The sequence below is a fragment of the Microbacterium sp. NPDC056736 genome, from assembly GCF_042790415.1.
Taxonomy (GTDB): Bacteria; Actinomycetota; Actinomycetes; order Actinomycetales; family Microbacteriaceae; genus Microbacterium.
Genome location: NZ_JBHTZE010000002.1, coordinates 1 through 15,323, shown reverse-complemented (window position 1 = coordinate 15,323; position 15,323 = coordinate 1). Strand labels below are relative to the sequence as shown.

15 protein-coding genes and 1 rRNA gene are annotated in these 15,323 nt (G+C 72.2%); all 16 read right to left on the bottom strand.

Annotated features, from left to right (window positions below; translation table 11 throughout):
* Window position 1: 1 nt before the first annotated feature.
* Entirely contained in the window at window positions 2–766 is a 765-nt protein-coding gene (gene cmk, locus ACFRAL_RS04585; RefSeq protein WP_378880303.1) for a (d)CMP kinase, read from the bottom strand.
* The gene (locus tag ACFRAL_RS04580; protein WP_378880301.1) at window positions 759–1,865 is read right to left on the bottom strand and encodes a prephenate dehydrogenase; all 1,107 of its coding nucleotides are present in this window, start codon (window positions 1,863–1,865) and stop codon (window positions 759–761) included. Before ACFRAL_RS04580 ends, cmk begins: the two co-directional genes overlap by 8 nt.
* Window positions 1,866–2,678, bottom strand: coding sequence for a pseudouridine synthase (locus ACFRAL_RS04575; RefSeq protein WP_378880298.1), 813 nt, complete (start codon window positions 2,676–2,678; stop codon window positions 1,866–1,868).
* On the bottom strand, window positions 2,675–3,280 hold the full coding sequence (gene scpB / locus ACFRAL_RS04570; RefSeq protein ID WP_336397697.1) for an SMC-Scp complex subunit ScpB: 606 nt from the start codon (window positions 3,278–3,280) through the stop codon (window positions 2,675–2,677). The genes ACFRAL_RS04575 and scpB overlap by 4 nt, the downstream gene beginning before the upstream one ends.
* Window positions 3,270–4,115 (bottom strand): segregation and condensation protein A, encoded by an 846-nt coding sequence (locus tag ACFRAL_RS04565; RefSeq protein WP_378880294.1) that lies wholly within the window; start codon window positions 4,113–4,115, stop codon window positions 3,270–3,272. Before ACFRAL_RS04565 ends, scpB begins: the two co-directional genes overlap by 11 nt.
* Complete coding sequence (locus ACFRAL_RS04560; RefSeq protein WP_336397696.1) at window positions 4,099–4,989, bottom strand: ParA family protein; 891 nt, start codon at window positions 4,987–4,989, stop codon at window positions 4,099–4,101. The genes ACFRAL_RS04565 and ACFRAL_RS04560 overlap by 17 nt, the downstream gene beginning before the upstream one ends.
* 159 nt (window positions 4,990–5,148) lie before the next feature.
* Window positions 5,149–6,105 (bottom strand): site-specific tyrosine recombinase XerD, encoded by a 957-nt coding sequence (xerD, locus tag ACFRAL_RS04555; protein WP_378880290.1) that lies wholly within the window; start codon window positions 6,103–6,105, stop codon window positions 5,149–5,151.
* 55 nt (window positions 6,106–6,160) lie between these two features.
* Window positions 6,161–6,790, bottom strand: coding sequence for an NUDIX hydrolase (locus tag ACFRAL_RS04550; protein ID WP_336397694.1), 630 nt, complete (start codon window positions 6,788–6,790; stop codon window positions 6,161–6,163).
* Window positions 6,787–8,508 (bottom strand): CTP synthase, encoded by a 1,722-nt coding sequence (locus ACFRAL_RS04545; RefSeq protein ID WP_336398045.1) that lies wholly within the window; start codon window positions 8,506–8,508, stop codon window positions 6,787–6,789. The genes ACFRAL_RS04550 and ACFRAL_RS04545 overlap by 4 nt, the downstream gene beginning before the upstream one ends.
* Before the next feature lie 74 nt (window positions 8,509–8,582).
* A complete protein-coding gene (gene recN, locus ACFRAL_RS04540) occupies window positions 8,583–10,277 on the bottom strand; it encodes a DNA repair protein RecN (protein ID WP_378880286.1) in 1,695 nt (564 codons plus the stop codon).
* Entirely contained in the window at window positions 10,274–11,275 is a 1,002-nt protein-coding gene (locus tag ACFRAL_RS04535) for an NAD kinase (RefSeq protein ID WP_378880283.1), read from the bottom strand. Before ACFRAL_RS04535 ends, recN begins: the two co-directional genes overlap by 4 nt.
* A complete protein-coding gene (locus tag ACFRAL_RS04530) occupies window positions 11,272–12,072 on the bottom strand; it encodes a TlyA family RNA methyltransferase (protein WP_378880280.1) in 801 nt (266 codons plus the stop codon). The genes ACFRAL_RS04535 and ACFRAL_RS04530 overlap by 4 nt, the downstream gene beginning before the upstream one ends.
* Window positions 12,069–12,227, bottom strand: coding sequence for a hypothetical protein (locus ACFRAL_RS04525; RefSeq protein ID WP_336397690.1), 159 nt, complete (start codon window positions 12,225–12,227; stop codon window positions 12,069–12,071). Before ACFRAL_RS04525 ends, ACFRAL_RS04530 begins: the two co-directional genes overlap by 4 nt.
* A gap of 82 nt (window positions 12,228–12,309) precedes the next feature.
* A complete protein-coding gene (locus ACFRAL_RS04520) occupies window positions 12,310–13,347 on the bottom strand; it encodes an HAD-IIA family hydrolase (RefSeq protein ID WP_336397689.1) in 1,038 nt (345 codons plus the stop codon).
* A complete protein-coding gene (locus ACFRAL_RS04515) occupies window positions 13,347–14,966 on the bottom strand; it encodes a primosomal protein (protein WP_378880276.1) in 1,620 nt (539 codons plus the stop codon). The genes ACFRAL_RS04520 and ACFRAL_RS04515 overlap by 1 nt, the downstream gene beginning before the upstream one ends.
* Before the next feature lie 94 nt (window positions 14,967–15,060).
* Window positions 15,061–15,177 (bottom strand): 5S ribosomal RNA (gene rrf, locus ACFRAL_RS04510).
* Window positions 15,178–15,323: the final 146 nt, after the last annotated feature.

The window sequence follows — 15,323 nt, the reverse complement described above, 5'->3', positions numbered from 1 at the left end:
CTCAGGCTCCCGTCCGGGTGTGAGTCGTGGTGCCGCGCGAGGACGCCGACGGCGTCTCGCCTGCGGCGGAGTCGACCGCGCGGATGACGGCCAGCACGGCGTCCACGGTCTGATCGAAGTCGAGGTCGGTCGAGTCGACGACCTCGACGCCCGGCGCGGCGGTGAGGAAGTCGACCACGGCCGAGTCCTTCGCGTCGCGCTGGTGGAGCGCCGCGGCGACCGCCGCGGCGTCGTGCGTCGTCAGTTCGGCGCTGCGCCGCGCGGCGCGCACCTCCGGCGCCGCCGTGAGGAGGATGCGCACCGGGGCATCGGGGGCGACGACGGTCGTGATGTCGCGGCCCTCGACCACCACGCCCGGGCGCCCCGAGCGCGCGACGAGCGAGCGGAACAGCGCGTTCACCGACTCGCGCACCGCCGGCACCCGGGCCACGCCGCTCACGGCGTCGGTCACGCGGGGCTCGCGGATGGCGTCGGTCACGTCCGCCTCGCCCACGCGCACCCAGTACGCGTCGGGATCGAGCGAGATGGCGTAGTCGAAGTCGCCGGTCGCATCGAGGACGGATGCCGCATCCGAGGTGTCGAAGCCGCGCTCGAGGGCGTGCCACGCCAGGGCGCGGTAGGCCGCGCCGGTGTCGAGGTAGCCGAAGCCGAGACGGCGCGCGACCTGCTTCGAAACGCTGGACTTGCCGCTGCCGGCGGGGCCGTCGATCGCGACGACCGTCGGGGCCGGCGTGTCTGCCGGCGGCCGGGTCAGGGACTCAGTCATTGGTGGTGCTCGCAATCTTCCAGCCGCGCGACTCGAGGCCGTCGACGGCCCGGCGCACGGCGCTGGGGACGACGCTGATCTCGGCGAGGCCGAACTGGGCGCCGGGCGAGTGCTCCAGGCGCAGGTCTTCCACGTTCACGCCGAGCTCTCCCAGCTCGCCGAAGAGCCGTCCGAGCTGACCGGGAGTGTCGTCGACCATCACCACGACCTGCTCGAAGCGGCGGTTCTGGCCGTGCTTGCCGGGGAGGCGCTCGACGCCGTCGTTGCCGCGCCGGATGGTGTCGGCGACGGCACGCCGAGCGCCGGGGGCGTCCGGCCGGCGCAGCGCGTCCGCGACCGCCGACAGGTCGGTCGCGAGCTGATCGAGCACGTCGACGACCGGCTCCGCGTTGGCGCCGAGGATCTGCACCCACAGCTCGGGGGCGGACGCCGCGATCCGCGTCGTGTCGCGCACGCCCTGGCCGGCCAGGCGCAGCGACCCGTCGGGGGCGTCGACGAAGCGTCCCGCGAGCAGGCTCGCGACGAGCTGCGGCACGTGCGAGACCAGGGCGACAGCGCGGTCGTGATCTTCGGGAGTCATCTCGATGGGCGTGGCACCGAGGTCGAGCGCGAGCCCCTCGACCAGCGCGAGGTCGGACGACGACGTCTCCTCGTCGCGGCAGACCACCCACGGGCGCCCGACGAAGATGTCGGCGCGCGCCGAGATCGCTCCCCCGCGCTCGCGTCCGGCGAGCGGATGGGAGCCGATGTAATGGGTCAGATCGACGCCGCGCTCACGCAGCTCGCGCAGCGGCTCGAGCTTGACGCTCGCGACATCCGTCACCACCGCCTGCGGGAAGCGGGCCAGCTCGCGCTCGATGACGTGGGCGGTCACATCCGGCGGCACCGCCACGACGACCAGGACCGGCTCGTCGCGATCGTCCGCGGCGCGGCCGGCGCCGTAGTCGATGGCGAGGCGCAGCTGGGACGGGGACGTGTCGTCGAGCGCGACGTCGACGCCGCGCGCCCGGAGGGCGTGTCCGATGCTGGCGCCGAGCAGGCCGGCGCCGACGATCCGCACCGTTCCCTGCACGCGCGCAGCGAGGAGGGTCTCGGTCACTTAGTCCTCCTGTGGAGCGGCCCGGCGCGCGAGGGTCAGCAGAGCGCCGCGCTCCACTTTAGTCAACTCGCGGGTGCGCCCGGCTGGCAGGGTTCCCAGGTGGAGCGGGCCGAACTGGCGCCTGACGAGTTCGACGACCGGATGCCCCACCTCGGCCATCATCCGCCGCACGATGCGGTTGCGCCCCGAGTGCAGCGTCAGCTCGACCAGCGATCCGCCGCCCTCCGCCGACGTGGACAGGAGCCGCGCCTTGTCTGCGGCGATCGGGCCGTCCTCGAGCTCGACCCCGCGCACCAGCCGCTGGATCGTCTGGGCCGTCACGGTGCCTTCGACCTTGGCGATGTAGACCTTGGTGACGCCGAACGACGGGTGGGCGAGCACGTGCGCGAGCTCGCCGTCGTTGGTGAGCACGAGGAGGCCGCTGGTGTCGGCATCCAATCGCCCCACGTTGTACAGCCGCTCGTCCCACTCCTCGGTGTAGCGCCGCAGGTCGGGGCGACCGCGGTCGTCCTTCATCGAGCTGACGACGCCCGTCGGCTTGTTGAGCATGACGTAGCGCTTGGACTGATCCAGCTGGACGGCCGTGCCGTCGACGTCGACGAGGTCGTTCTCGGGGTCCACGCGCGAGCCCAGCTCGGTGACGACCCGGCCGTTCACGCGCACGCGGCCCTCGACGATCATGTTCTCGGCGACGCGCCGCGAAGCCACGCCCGCGTTCGCGAGCACCTTCTGCAGGCGCTGCCCTGAGCCTGTCGAAGGGCGCTGTCCTGAGTCTGTCGAAGGGCGCTCGCCCTCCGCTTCCGCGCCCGTCATCGACGCACCCCCTCTTCCATGCCGTCGCCGACTTCGTCCGCGCCGTCCAGCAGCGGCGAGATGTGCGGCAGCTCGTCCAGCGAGTTGATGCCGAGGTGAACCAGCAGCGCGTCCGTCGTGCCGTAGTTGATGGCGCCGGTCTCGGCATCCGCGAACAGCTCGGTGATCAGTCCGCGCGCCAGCAGCGTCCGCACCACCGAGTCCACGTTCACGGCGCGGATCGACGCCACCTGGCTGCGGGTCACCGGCTGCTTGTAGGCGATGACGGCGAGGGTCTCCAGCGCGGCCTGCGACAGTCGCGACGGCGCCTGTCCGCCCACGAACTCGCTCACCAGGTCGTCGAGCTCCTCGCGCACGTACAGGCGCCAGCCGCCGCCGACCTCGCGCAGCTCGAAGCCGCGCACCGGCCCGCCGCTGCGCCCGTCGTAGTCGTCGACGAGCGCCGCGATCGCCTGGCGGACGGCGGGCACCGGCGCGCCGACGGCGGCCGCCAGGCTCACGAGGCTCTGCGGCTCCTCGACGATCAGGAGGATCGCCTCGAGGCGCCGCGCGACGTCGGAGGCGTCCACAACGGGCGGGTCGGGCGTCGTGTCAGTGGTCATAGTCGGCTCCCAGGGTGGCGAGATTCTCGTCGCTCCAGCGCTGCGCGCTCCAGCGGAGCGTCAGCTCGCCGAGCGGCTCGAGCTGTTCGAAGGACAGGGCGGCGTGGCGGTAGAGCTCGAGCACCGAGAGGAAGCGCGCCACCACGACTCCCGGCTGCGAGACGCCGGCGATCAGCTCGCGGAAGCTCAGCGAGTCGGCATCCCGCAGCAGCGTCACCACGATGGCCGCCTGCTCGCGGATGCTCACCAGCGGCGCATGCAGGTGGTCGAGGCCGACCCGCGGGATCTCCTTCGGCGTCATGGCGAGCATGGCGAGCGCCGCGAAGTCCTCGGCACTGAGCGACCACACCAGCTCGGGCACCGCCTGCCGGTACTTCTCGTCCAGCCGCACCGACCGGGTGTGACGCCCGCTCTCGCGACGCAGGCACCGCTCGAACCAGGCCGAGACCTCCTTGAACGCGCGGTACTGCAGCAGGCGCGCGAACAGCAGGTCGCGCGCCTCGAGGAGCGCGACGGACTCGGCGTCCACGAGCTCCCCCTGCGGCAGGAGCCCCGCGACCTTCATGTCGAGCAGAGTCGCTGCCACCACGAGGAACTCCGACGCCTCCTCGAGCTCCTCCTCGGGTCCGAGCTCGCGCAGGTAGGCGATGAACTCGTTGGTCACGAGCGACAGCGACACCTCGGTGATGTCGAGCTCGTGCTTGGAGATGAGGCTGAGCAGGAGGTCGAACGGACCGTCGAAGTTCGACAGGGCGACGCGGAACCCGTCGCCGGCGGCCGCCGGGCCTTCGCCCGCGGGCGCTGAGCCTGTCGGAGCGTCAGGCGACGGCACCACGGGCGACCAGCTCCCGCGCCAGTCGCAGGTAGGCCTGCGCCGCGGCGTGCTCGGGCGCGAACTCGGTGATCGGCATGCCCGACACCGAGGCGTCCGGGAACTTGACGGTGCGGCCGATGACGGTCTCGAGCACGTCGTCGCCGAAGGCGTCCACCACGCGCTCGAGCACCTCGCGCGAGTGCAGCGTGCGGGCGTCGTACATGGTGGCCAGGACGCCGTCGAGGCGGATGGTCGGGTTGAGGCGGTCGCGCACCTTGTCGATCGTCTCGATGAGCATCGCGACACCGCGGAGGGCGAAGAACTCGCACTCCAGCGGGATGATGACGCCGTGGCTCGCGGTCAGCGCGTTCACCGTGAGCAGGCCGAGGGACGGCTGGCAGTCGATGAGGATCGCGTCGTACTCGCCGGCCACCTTGCGCAGCACGCGCGAGAGCGTCTGCTCGCGCGCGACCTCGTTGACGAGGTGCACCTCGGCCGCCGACAGATCGATGTTGGCGGGGAGGACGTCGAGGTTCTCGACGCGCGTCTGCACGATGACGTCCTGCGGGTCGCGCTTGCCGTCCAGCAGCAGATCGTAGATCGTCGGGATCTCGTGCGTCTGGATGCCGAGGCCGGCCGACAGCGCGCCCTGCGGATCGAAGTCGACCGCGAGCACGCGGCGTCCGTAGCTTGCGAGCGCGGCTGCGAGGTTGATCGAGGTGGTCGTCTTGCCGACGCCGCCCTTCTGGTTGCACAGGGCGATGATGCGGGCGGGACCGTGCCCGTTCAGCTTCGGCGGCGTCGGGAAGCCCTGGTACGGACGCCCGGTAGGCCCGATGGGGACCTCGGACTTCGAGGCCTTCCCCGATCTGGTCTTCGCCGTGCTGTCAGCCACCGTGCTCCCGCTTCCTCGTGCTCGCTCGATCCTAGTCGGCTCTAGGAGAATCCTTCGATGAAGCGCCGTGCCACAGCACATAGCGCGCCACCGCGGCGCCCGGCCGGCGGGCGACCCAGCGGCTCAGTCTGTCGGATCGAGCCGCTCGCGCGCCAGTCGTCAGCGCGCCCGCGGGTGCGACGTCGCGTAGACGTCGCGCAGCGCGTCGACCGACACGTACGTGTAGATCTGCGTGGTCGCCACCGACGCGTGCCCGAGAAGCTCCTGCACCACCCGCACGTCGGCCCCGCCCTGCAGCAGGTGGGTCGCGAACGAGTGCCGCAGGGTGTGCGGCGAGACGTGCGCCGTGAGGTGGGCGCGCTCGGCGGCGGAATGGATCACGAGCCAAGCGCTCTGCCGCGACAGCGGCGCGCCGCGCGCGCCGAGGAAGAGCCGCGGCGTGGCGCGCCCGCGACGCGACAGCTCGGGCCGCGACCGGGTCAGGTAGGCGTCGACGGCGGCCCGCGCGTACGAGCCGACCGGGACGATCCGCTCCTTCGACCCCTTGCCGCGCACGCGCAGCACGTCGCCGTGCGCCATGTCGTCGACGTCGAGCTGCACGATCTCCGACACGCGGGCGCCGGTGGCGTAGAGCAGCTCCAGCAGCGCGCGGTCGCGCAGCCCCACCAGGTCGCCGGTCGCCCCGCCCGCGGCGCCGGTCGCATCGGGGCCGGAGCCGGTCGCGGGAGGCGGACCCGCGGCATCCAGCAGCTTCTCCACCTGCTCGATCGTGAGCGCCTTCGGGAGTCGTTTCGGCTGCTTGGGCGGGCGCAGGTTCGCGGAAGGGTCCGCGGTCTCGATGCCCTCCCGCGCCAGGAAGCGGTGCAGCCCGCGCACCGACGACTGCAGCCGCGCCAGCGACGACGCGGCCATCGGCGGCTGAGCGGCGGCGCGGTCGGCGACGAAGCTGCCGAGCATGACCGGGGTCACCTCGCCGGTCTCCTCGACGCCCTGCTCGCGAAGCCAGCCGGCGTAGCCGGCGAGGTCGCGGCGATACGCGGCCACCGTGTTCTCGGACAGCCCGCGCTCGACCGCGATGTGCCGCAGGTACCCGTCCACCGCACGATCGATCCGCATGTCCGTCCGCCCTCGTCCCGGGGCGACCCGTGCCCTGCCCTGCACCATCGGCAGATCAGGGCGTCGGAGCCCCCTGTGCCGCGCGCAGCCGCTCGGCCGCGGCGAGCACCCCCACGGTCATGATGCCATTGCGAAGGCGTCCGGCGAAGATGCCGGCGACGACGTCGGTCAGCGGCACCCACTCCAGGCGGATGTCGGCCTCCTCGTCCTCGCGCGCGTGCACCTCGCCGGCGGGCGAGAGCCCGCGCGCCAGGAACAGGTGCACGACCTCGTCGTTCCCGCCCGGCGTGGTGAAGATGCTCAGCAGCGGCTCCCACGAGTCGGCGACCAGGTCGGCCTCTTCGGCGAGCTCCCGACGGGCGGTCTCGAGCGGCGTCTCACCCGCCACGTCGAGCAGGCCGGCGGGCACCTCCCAGTCGCGCAGGCGGATCGGATGCCGGTACTGCTGGATCAGCAGCACGCGGCTCTCATCGTCGACCGCCACGACCGCCGCGGCGCCGGGGTGATCGACGTACTGGCGCACGATCCTCCCGTCGCCGTAGGCGACCGTGTCGCTGCGCACATCCCACACGCGGCCCTCGTAGACGCGCTCGCTCTCGAGGACGGTCGCGTCGACGGGCTCGTCGGCCAGGAGCGCCCCGGTCGTCTCGGAGGCGCCGGGCTGCGGCATCCGTCCGCCGGTCACGCGACCGGTTCCTGAACCTCTTCGAAGGGCTCCACCTCGAACAGCTCGCTCGAACGGTGACGCTCCAGCGCCGCGCCCACGAGGCCGCGGAACAGCGGGTTCGCGTTCGTGGGGCGCGAGCGCAGCTCGGGGTGCGCCTGCGTCGCGATGTAGTACGGGTGCACGTCGCGCGGCAGCTCGACGTACTCGACGAGGTCGAGGTCGGGGTTGATCCCGGAGAACACCAGTCCCGCCTCGGCGATCTGCTCGCGGTAGCGGTTGTTGACCTCGTAGCGGTGCCGGTGGCGCTCCGAGACGCGCCGGGCGCCGTACACCTCGGCGGCGATGGAGCCCTCGGCGAGCTCGGCGGGATACAGCCCCAGGCGCATGGTGCCGCCCATGTCGCCACGGTCGAGGATGTCGACCTGCTCCTCCATGGTCGCGATGACCGGGTGCTCGGTGTCGGGGTCGAACTCGCTCGACGAGGCGTCCTCGATGCCGGCGACGTGCCGGGCGTACTCGATGACGATGCACTGCAGGCCCAGGCAGATGCCGAGCGTCGGGATGCCCTGCTCGCGCGCGAACTTCAGCGCGCCGATCTTGCCCTCGATGCCGCGGATGCCGAAGCCGCCGGGGATCACGATGCCGTCGAGGGTGCCCAGCGCCTTGGCGGCGCCCTCCGGTGTCTCGCACTCGTCGGACGGGATCCAGCGGATGCTGACGTGGGTCTCCTGGGCGAACCCGCCGGCCTTGAGGGCCTCGGTGACCGAGAGGTAGGCGTCCGGCAGGTCGATGTACTTGCCGACCAGGCCGATGGTCACCTCGTGCTTGGGGTTGTGCACGGCGTTGAGCACCCGCTGCCAGCGCGACCAGTCGACGTCGCCGGCACGCGACAGTCCGAGCGCGCGCACGATGTACTCGTCCAGGCCCTGCTCGTTGAGCATCGACGGGATGTCGTAGATGCTCGGCACGTCGACGGCGTTCACGACGGCGCCCTCGTCGACGTCGCACATGAGCGCGATCTTGCGCTTGTTCGACTCGGTGACCGGCCGGTCGCTGCGCAGCACGAGGGCGTCGGGCTGGATGCCGATCGAGCGGAGCGCCGCGACGGAGTGCTGCGTCGGCTTGGTCTTCTGCTCGCCCGATGCGCCCATGAACGGCACCAGCGAGACGTGAACGAAGAACACGTTGTTGCGGCCGAGCTCGTGGCGGATCTGGCGGGCGGACTCGATGAAGGGCTGCGACTCGATGTCGCCGACCGTGCCGCCGATCTCGGTGATGATGACGTCGGGGCGGGGCTCCTCGGTCGCCTGCAGGCGCATGCGCCGCTTGATCTCGTCGGTGATGTGCGGGATCACCTGCACCGTGTCGCCGAGGTACTCGCCGCGACGCTCCTTGGCGATCACCTGCGAGTAGATCTGGCCGGTGGTGACGTTGGCGGCCTGGCTCAGCTCGATGTCGAGGAAGCGCTCGTAGTGGCCGATGTCGAGGTCGGTCTCGGCGCCGTCGTCGGTCACGAAGACCTCGCCGTGCTGGAACGGGTTCATCGTGCCCGGGTCGACGTTCAGGTACGGGTCGAGCTTCTGCATCACGACGCGCAGCCCCCGCGCGGTCAGCAGGTTCCCGAGGCTGGCGGCGGTGAGGCCCTTGCCCAGAGAGGAAACGACACCACCGGTCACGAAGATGTGCTTGGTGGTGTCGCTCTGGGAGTCGCCGTGGGAAGAATCAGAAGTCTGCATCACGGGCTTTTATCCTATCAGGCGGTGTTTCGTTGAGCTTCGCGGGAGCGGAGGACACGCGGGCGCCGGGGCGCTCACCCGTTCGCATCCGAGCGAAGGCTGAGCAACTCGCGGGCGTGGGTGAGCGCGGCGTCGGAATCGGGCATGCCCGACAGCAGCCGCGCCATCTCGGCCTCGCGATCGGCGCCGTCCAGGCGACGGACATCGGATGCCGTGACCGAGCCGTCGTTCGCCTTCACGACGGTGAGGTGGTTCGCCGCGAACGCCGCGACCTGCGCGAGGTGGGTGACGGCGATCACCTGCGACGACTGGGCGAGCCGCGCGAGCCGGCGGCCGACCTCGATCGCGGCGGCGCCGCCGATGCCGGCATCGACCTCGTCGAACACGAACGTCGGCACGGGGTCGACCGCGGCGATCACCACCTCGATCGCGAGCATGACGCGGCTGAGCTCGCCGCCCGACGCCCCGCGCGAGACCGGGCGGGGCTCCGCTCCCGGGTGCGGCGCGAGGAGGATCGCGACGTCGTCCCGGCCGTGGGTCGAGTCGGCGCCGGGCGTCACGGCGACCTCGAGCCGCGCATCGGGCATCGCCAGCGCGCGCAGCTCGTCGGTCACAGCGGCGCCCAGGCGCGCGGCGGCGTCGGTGCGGGCGGCGGTGAGGACGGCCGCCGCGTCGTCGAGGACGGATGCCGCAGCCTCCCGCTCCTCGGTCAGCCGCTGGATGCGCTCGCCGTCGTCGTCGAGCTCGGCCAGGCGCGCCGAGCCGGTGTCGAGGAGGTCGATCGCGGCGTCGAGGGTGCCGTGCGTGCGCACGAGGCCCGCGAGCACGGCGCGGCGCTCCTCCACGGCCGCGAGCTCGTGCGGGCCGGACTCGTCGAGATCGGCGAGGTACCCGGCCAGGGCCGCGGCGATGTCGGCCACGCGGTAGCCCACGTCGGCCAGCTGCCCCGCGAGCTCCTCGAGCACGGGGTCGTGGACGCGCTCGAGCGCGCGCCGGGCCTCGGCCAGGAGGGACCCGGCGTCGGGGACGTCGCCGTCGCCCGAGAGGCCGTCATGCGCGGACGCTGCGGCGAGCCGCAGCTCCTCGGCGTTGGCGAGGCGCTCGGCGCGGGTCGCGAGGTCGGCGTCCTCCCCCGCCATGGGCGCCGCCTGCTCGATCTCGGCGAGCTGCGCCCGCAGCTCGTCCGCCTCGCGCGCCCGGGCGTCGCGGTCGTCGGTGAGCTGCGACAGTTCGCGGTCCACCGCACGCCAGTGCTCGTAGGCGCGCCGGTACGCGTCGCGGGCGGTGTGGACGGCCTCGCCGCCGAACCGGTCCAGCGCGTCGCGCTGCGCCGCCGCGGAGCGCAGCCGCAGCTGCTCGGACTGCCCGTGCACGACGACGAGCTGCTCGGCGAGGTCGGCCAGCACGCCCGCCGGCGCGGCGCGACCGCCGACGGATGCCCGGCCGCGGCCCTCGCTCGAGATGGACCGCCCGACGTACAACTCGGCCCGCCCGCCGCCGATGGGCTCGACGTCGCCGCCGGCTTCGCGCACGCGCGAGGCGACCGGGCCGTCCTCGGGCACGATCCACACGCCGTCGACGGTGGCCTGCGACGCTCCGGCGCGCACCGCGCCGGAGTCCGCCCGCTGGCCGAGCAGCAGTCCGAGGCCGGTCACGACCATCGTCTTGCCCGCGCCGGTCTCACCCGTGATGGCGGTGAAGCCCGGCCCGATCGGCAGTGTCGCCTCTGCGATGACGCCCAGGTCGCGCAGCCGCATCTCTTCGATCACAGCGGCGCCTCCGCGCCGGCGGCGGGCGCGGCATCCGTCTCCGTCGCCGTGCGCACCGGCAGCACACCCGTGATCGCGGCGGGACCGCGCCACCCCTCCACCGGGAGCCGGAACTTGCGCACCAGGCGATCGGTGAACTGGGAGGGGTGCAGGCGCGCGAGGCGCACCGGGCGATCGGACCGCCGGACCACGACGCGCGCGCCGGGGGGCAGATCGTGCGAGCGGCGCCCGTCGCACCAGAGGATGCCGGTGCCGTTCGTGCGCTCGAGCACCTCGATGGCGACCGCGTGCTCGGGCCCGACGACGAGCGGCTTGGCGAAGAGCGCGTGGGCCGACAGCGGAACGACCGAGATCGCCTCGACGGTCGGCCAGATCACCGGTCCGCCGGCGGAGAAGTTGTAGGCCGTCGAGCCGGTCGGCGTCGAGACGACCATGCCGTCGCAGCCGAAGGTCGACAGCGGGCGGCCGTCGATCTCGACCACGACCTCGAGCATGCGCTCACGGCTGGCCTTCTCGACCGTCGCCTCGTTGAGCGCCCAGGTCTCGTAGATGACGGAGTCGCCGGTGTCCTTGACGCGCACCTGGAGCGCCATGCGCTCCTCGACCTCGTACTCGCGGGCGATCACCCGCCGCACCGCCTCATCCATGTCGTCGCGTTCGATCTCGGCGAGGAAGCCCACGTGGCCCATGTTGATGCCGAGCACGGGCGCGCTGCCGTCTCGGACGAGCTCGGCCGCCCGCAGGATCGTGCCGTCTCCGCCGAGCACGATCGCCAGCTCGATGTGCGGGACGGGCACGTCGACGCCGAGGACCGAGACATCGCCCAGCGGCGAGCCGGCGTCGACGAGCTCCTGCTTGTCGTCGGGGGCGAGCACGGGCGTCGCCCCGGCGGTGCGGAGGGCGGCCACGACGCGCTCGGCGGAGGCCACCGTGTCGGCGCGATGCGCGTGCGCCACCACCAGGATGCTGCGCTCGGCGCGTGCGTCGGCGTTGTTCATCGGCTCCCCGCCAGTCGGTTCACAGTGCTCAACCATTCTGTCGGATTGCTCCCCCGGCCCGGCGCGAGGTGGGCGATGTACTCCGAATTCCCGTGCGTGCCCGCGATCGGGGAGGAGACCAGGCCGCACGTGCCGAGCCCGGCGTCCCACGCCGCCCACAGCACGCGTGCGACCGCGTCGGCGCGCAGCACGGGGTTGGTGACGAGTCCGCCCTTCACGGCCGTGCGTCCGACCTCGAACTGCGGCTTGATCAGCAGCACGAGGTCGGCATCGGAGGCAGCCACCGCGCGGGCGGCGCGCAGCACGTGGCCCAGCGAGATGAACGACAGGTCGCCGGTGATCACGGACGGCGCATGGGCGATCCCGCTCGCCTCGGCGAGGGACGCCGCGGTCATGTACCGCACGTTGAAGCCCTCGATCGATCTCACGGCAGGGTCTGCCGCGACGGATGCCGCGAGCTGACCGTGCCCGACGTCCACGGCGATCACCGGCTCGGCGCCGCGCTCGCGGAGCACCTGCGTGAAGCCGCCGGTCGAGGCGCCCATGTCGAGCGCCAGCCGGCCCCGCACGTCGACCTCGAAGGCGTCGAGCCCGGCGATGAGCTTGTGGGCGGCACGGCTCACGTAGTGGTCGGCGGCGGCGACCTCGATCACGCTGTCGTCGGCCACGGGCGTCGAGGCCTTCACCACGGGGCGTCCGTCGACGGTCACGACTCCCTCGGCGATGAGCGTCGCAGCGTGCGTCCGCGAGCGCGCGAGACCTCGAGCGGCCAGAGCGGCGTCGAGGCGGCTCGTCATGACCCGGTGCCGGGACTCGCCTCGAGGCGACGGGCGAGGGTGTCGTGCAGCGTGTCGTACGCCGCGGCGCGCGTGGCCAGCGGCTGCGCCTCGATCACCTCGAGTGTCGACAGCAGGTCGCCGGTCTCGTCCTCACGCTCTCGGGGCTGATCCATGGTCCCCAGGATACGTCGGTGCCGCGACGGTGCCGCGAAGCGCCTCGCGCTCACGCACGCGCTGATCGGAGGCGAGCAGCGGTCAGGGGCGGTGGAACGGATCGGCGTAGAGCTCTTCTGGCACGCGGAACCCGAAGATCGCACGCCCGGTCGACCAGATCGCCGCCGCGCCCGCGCGCACGAGGTCGATCGGCCGGTCGCCGGCGCTCAGGATGCGGATGTCGGCCCCGTCGATCGCGACGCGCGCATCGCGCACCTTCGCGACGCCGTCCTTCACGTGCACCTCCGGGTACGGCTCGTGGAGTTCGCGCAGGTCGCCCAGGATGTACGTCGGACGCGAGCCCTCCGGCGCCGCCAGCACGTGCTTCGGCCGGTCGATGCCCGTCAGCACGAGGGCGGATTCGATGCCCGCGCGGTTGGCTCCCAGGATGTCGGTGTCGAGCCGGTCGCCGAGGAAGAGCGGATGCCGCGCCCCGAAGCGCGCCACCGCCTCGTGGAAGATCGGCGCCTCGGGTTTGCCCGCGACGGTCGCGAGCCGGCCGACGGCGGTGTGCACCGCCGACACCAGCGTGCCGTTGCCCGGCGCGACGCCCCGCGACTGCGGGATCGTCCAGTCGGTGTTGGTCGCCACCCAGGGGATGCCGCCCTCCTCCTCGGGAGTCTTGAGCGCGAAGGCCGCCTCGGCGAGCTGCAGCCACCCGACCTCCGGGGCGAAGCCCTGCACGACCGCAGCAGGGGCGTCGTCCGCGCTGCGCGTGACGACGAAACCCGCCTTCTCCACCTCCACCACGAGACCGTCGCCGCCGACCACGAGCACGGTCGCGCCGGGCTCGATCTTGTCGGCGAGCAGTCGCATCGCGGCCTGCGGACTGGTCACCACGTCACGCGGCGCCGTGGCGAGGCCGAGTTCGCTGAGATGCCCGGCGACCGAGGCATCCGTCCGCGACGCGTTGTTGGTGATGTACGCGAGCACGCGGCCGTCGCGGGCGCGGTTCAGGCTCTCGACGGCATACGGCAGTGCCCCGGCGCCGGCGTACACCACGCCGTCGAGGTCGGCCAGCACGACGTCGACCCCGTCGAGCGGGGCGCGCGTCACCGCGCGGCGCCCGAACAGCGCCATCAGCGGTCGGCCTCGTCCGCCGCCGGCTCGTCGACGCCGGCCTCGATGAGGATCTCGCTCACCTCGTCGGCGACGGATGCCTCAGCACCGGCGGGTTCGTCGGCGCCGGCGTCGGCGTCGTCGGGGAGGGACTCGGCGTCGCCGGCGTCGTCCCGGCCGGCGTCGACCTCGAGGGATTCCTCTTCCAGGACCTCCTCGACGAAGACGGTCTCGAGATCGCCGAGGCCCGATGCCGCATCCAGCGCCTCTCCGGCGACCACGGCGCGGCGGTGCCACTGAGCCGCTTCGTCCGCACGGCCGAGCTCCTCGAGCACCGCGGCGCGCGCGGCGAACAGTCCCGGGCTCCATTCGAAGGCGCGGTCGGGATCCAGCTCGGGGATGTCGAGCTCCTGCAGCGCGCGCTCCGGTTCGCCCAGATCGAGCCGGGCGCCGGACATGGCGATCGCCAGTTCGACGCGGACGGCGGTGTCGAGGGTGGAGCGGTCGACCGACCGACCCACCTCGAGCGCACGGTCGGGGCGTCCCACACCGCGCTCGCTGTCGACGATGAGCGCGATCTGGTCGTCCTTGCCCGAGATGCGGCGGTACGTGCGCAACTCGCGCAGCGCCAGAGCGAAGTCGCCCGTCGCGTACGCCGTGATCGCGAGCGTCTCGCGCACCACTGCGATCCGGCCCGCGCGACGCGACGCCGACAGGGCATGCTGGTGCGCGAGCACGGGATCCTCGTCGATCAGCTGCGCCGCCATGGCGAGATGACGCGCGACCTGCTCGGCGTTCTCCTTGCTCAGGGTCTTCAGTTCGTTGCGCGCCGACGGCGGCAGATCCTGCGGCGTGACGTCATCGGAGATGACCGGGTCGTCGTGACGCGGACGGACCGGACGGATCTCGCCCTCGCGGACGGCGCGGTCAGGCCGGTCCGCCCCGCCGCGCGTCGGCCGCGCGCTGCGCTCGTACGGCTTGCGGTCGCCGTCGCGCTTCTCGTACTGCTTGCGGTCGCCGTCGCGCTTGGTGTACGGGCGGTCGCCGTCGCGCTTCTCGTACGGCTTGCGGTCACCGTCACGCTTCTCGTACGGCTTGCGGTCACCGTCACGCTTCTCGTACGGCTTGCGGTCACCGTCACGCTTGGCGTACGGGCGGTCACCGTCACGCTTGGCGTACGGGCGGTCGCCGTCGCGCATGGCGTACGGGCGGTCACCGTCACGCTTGGCGTAGGGACGGTCGCCGTCACGCTTGGCGTACGGGCGGTCACCGTCGCGCTTCTCGTACGGCTTGCGGTCACCGTCGCGCTTCTCGTACGGCTTCCGGTCACCGTCGCGCTTCGCGTAGGGACGGTCGCCGTCGCGCTTCGCGTAGGGACGGTCGCCGTCGCGCTTCTCGTACGGCTTCCGATCACCATCACGCTTCGCGTACGGGCGGTCGCCGTCGCGCTTCTCGTACGGCTTCCGATCGCCGTCACGCTTCGCGTACGGCTTACGGTCGCCGTCGCGCTTGGCGTACGGCTTCCGATCGCCGTCGCGCTTGCCGTACGGCTTGCGGTCCGAACTCGGCGACGAGGGCCTCCCGCTGCTGGGTCGATCGCGCGGCGCGCGTCGATCGTCGCGCGGCTCCTGCTCTGCCATTCTTCGATCCTCCCGGATGCGTTCTGCGTCGGCAATCCACCGTGTTAACGCGGAATGGCCACCCTGCGTTGGGTGGCCATTCCGTGTAATGGGTGTCCGGCGGTGTCCTACTCTCCCACAGGGTCCCCCCTGCAGTACCATCGGCGCTGAGAGGCTTAGCTTCCGGGTTCGGAATGTGACCGGGCGTTTCCCTCTCGCTATGGCCGCCGAAACTCTTTCGATGTTTCAGTCAACGACAAGCACAATATGTTGTTGTCAGATTCCCGACCGTACATCGGGAACCACTCAGTGGACGCAAGCACCATGGAACGGTGTGTTATCAAGTCATCGGCTTATTAGTACCAGTCAGCTGCACGC

Excerpts from the sequence above, each read along its gene's own strand:
- cmk (WP_378880303.1), bottom strand. The coding sequence starts at position 766 with ATGACTGAGTCCCTGACCCGGCCGCCGGCAGACACGCCGGCCCCGACG.
- ACFRAL_RS04575 (WP_378880298.1), bottom strand. The coding sequence starts at position 2,678 with ATGACGGGCGCGGAAGCGGAGGGCGAGCGCCCTTCGACAGACTCAGGA.
- scpB (WP_336397697.1), bottom strand. The coding sequence starts at position 3,280 with ATGACCACTGACACGACGCCCGACCCGCCCGTTGTGGACGCCTCCGAC.
- xerD (WP_378880290.1), bottom strand. The coding sequence starts at position 6,105 with ATGCGGATCGATCGTGCGGTGGACGGGTACCTGCGGCACATCGCGGTC.
- ACFRAL_RS04545 (WP_336398045.1), bottom strand. The coding sequence starts at position 8,508 with ATGCAGACTTCTGATTCTTCCCACGGCGACTCCCAGAGCGACACCACC.
- ACFRAL_RS04535 (WP_378880283.1), bottom strand. The coding sequence starts at position 11,275 with ATGAACAACGCCGACGCACGCGCCGAGCGCAGCATCCTGGTGGTGGCG.
- ACFRAL_RS04530 (WP_378880280.1), bottom strand. The coding sequence starts at position 12,072 with ATGACGAGCCGCCTCGACGCCGCTCTGGCCGCTCGAGGTCTCGCGCGC.
- ACFRAL_RS04525 (WP_336397690.1), bottom strand. The coding sequence starts at position 12,227 with ATGGATCAGCCCCGAGAGCGTGAGGACGAGACCGGCGACCTGCTGTCG.
- ACFRAL_RS04520 (WP_336397689.1), bottom strand. The coding sequence starts at position 13,347 with ATGGCGCTGTTCGGGCGCCGCGCGGTGACGCGCGCCCCGCTCGACGGG.
- ACFRAL_RS04515 (WP_378880276.1), bottom strand. The coding sequence starts at position 14,966 with ATGGCAGAGCAGGAGCCGCGCGACGATCGACGCGCGCCGCGCGATCGA.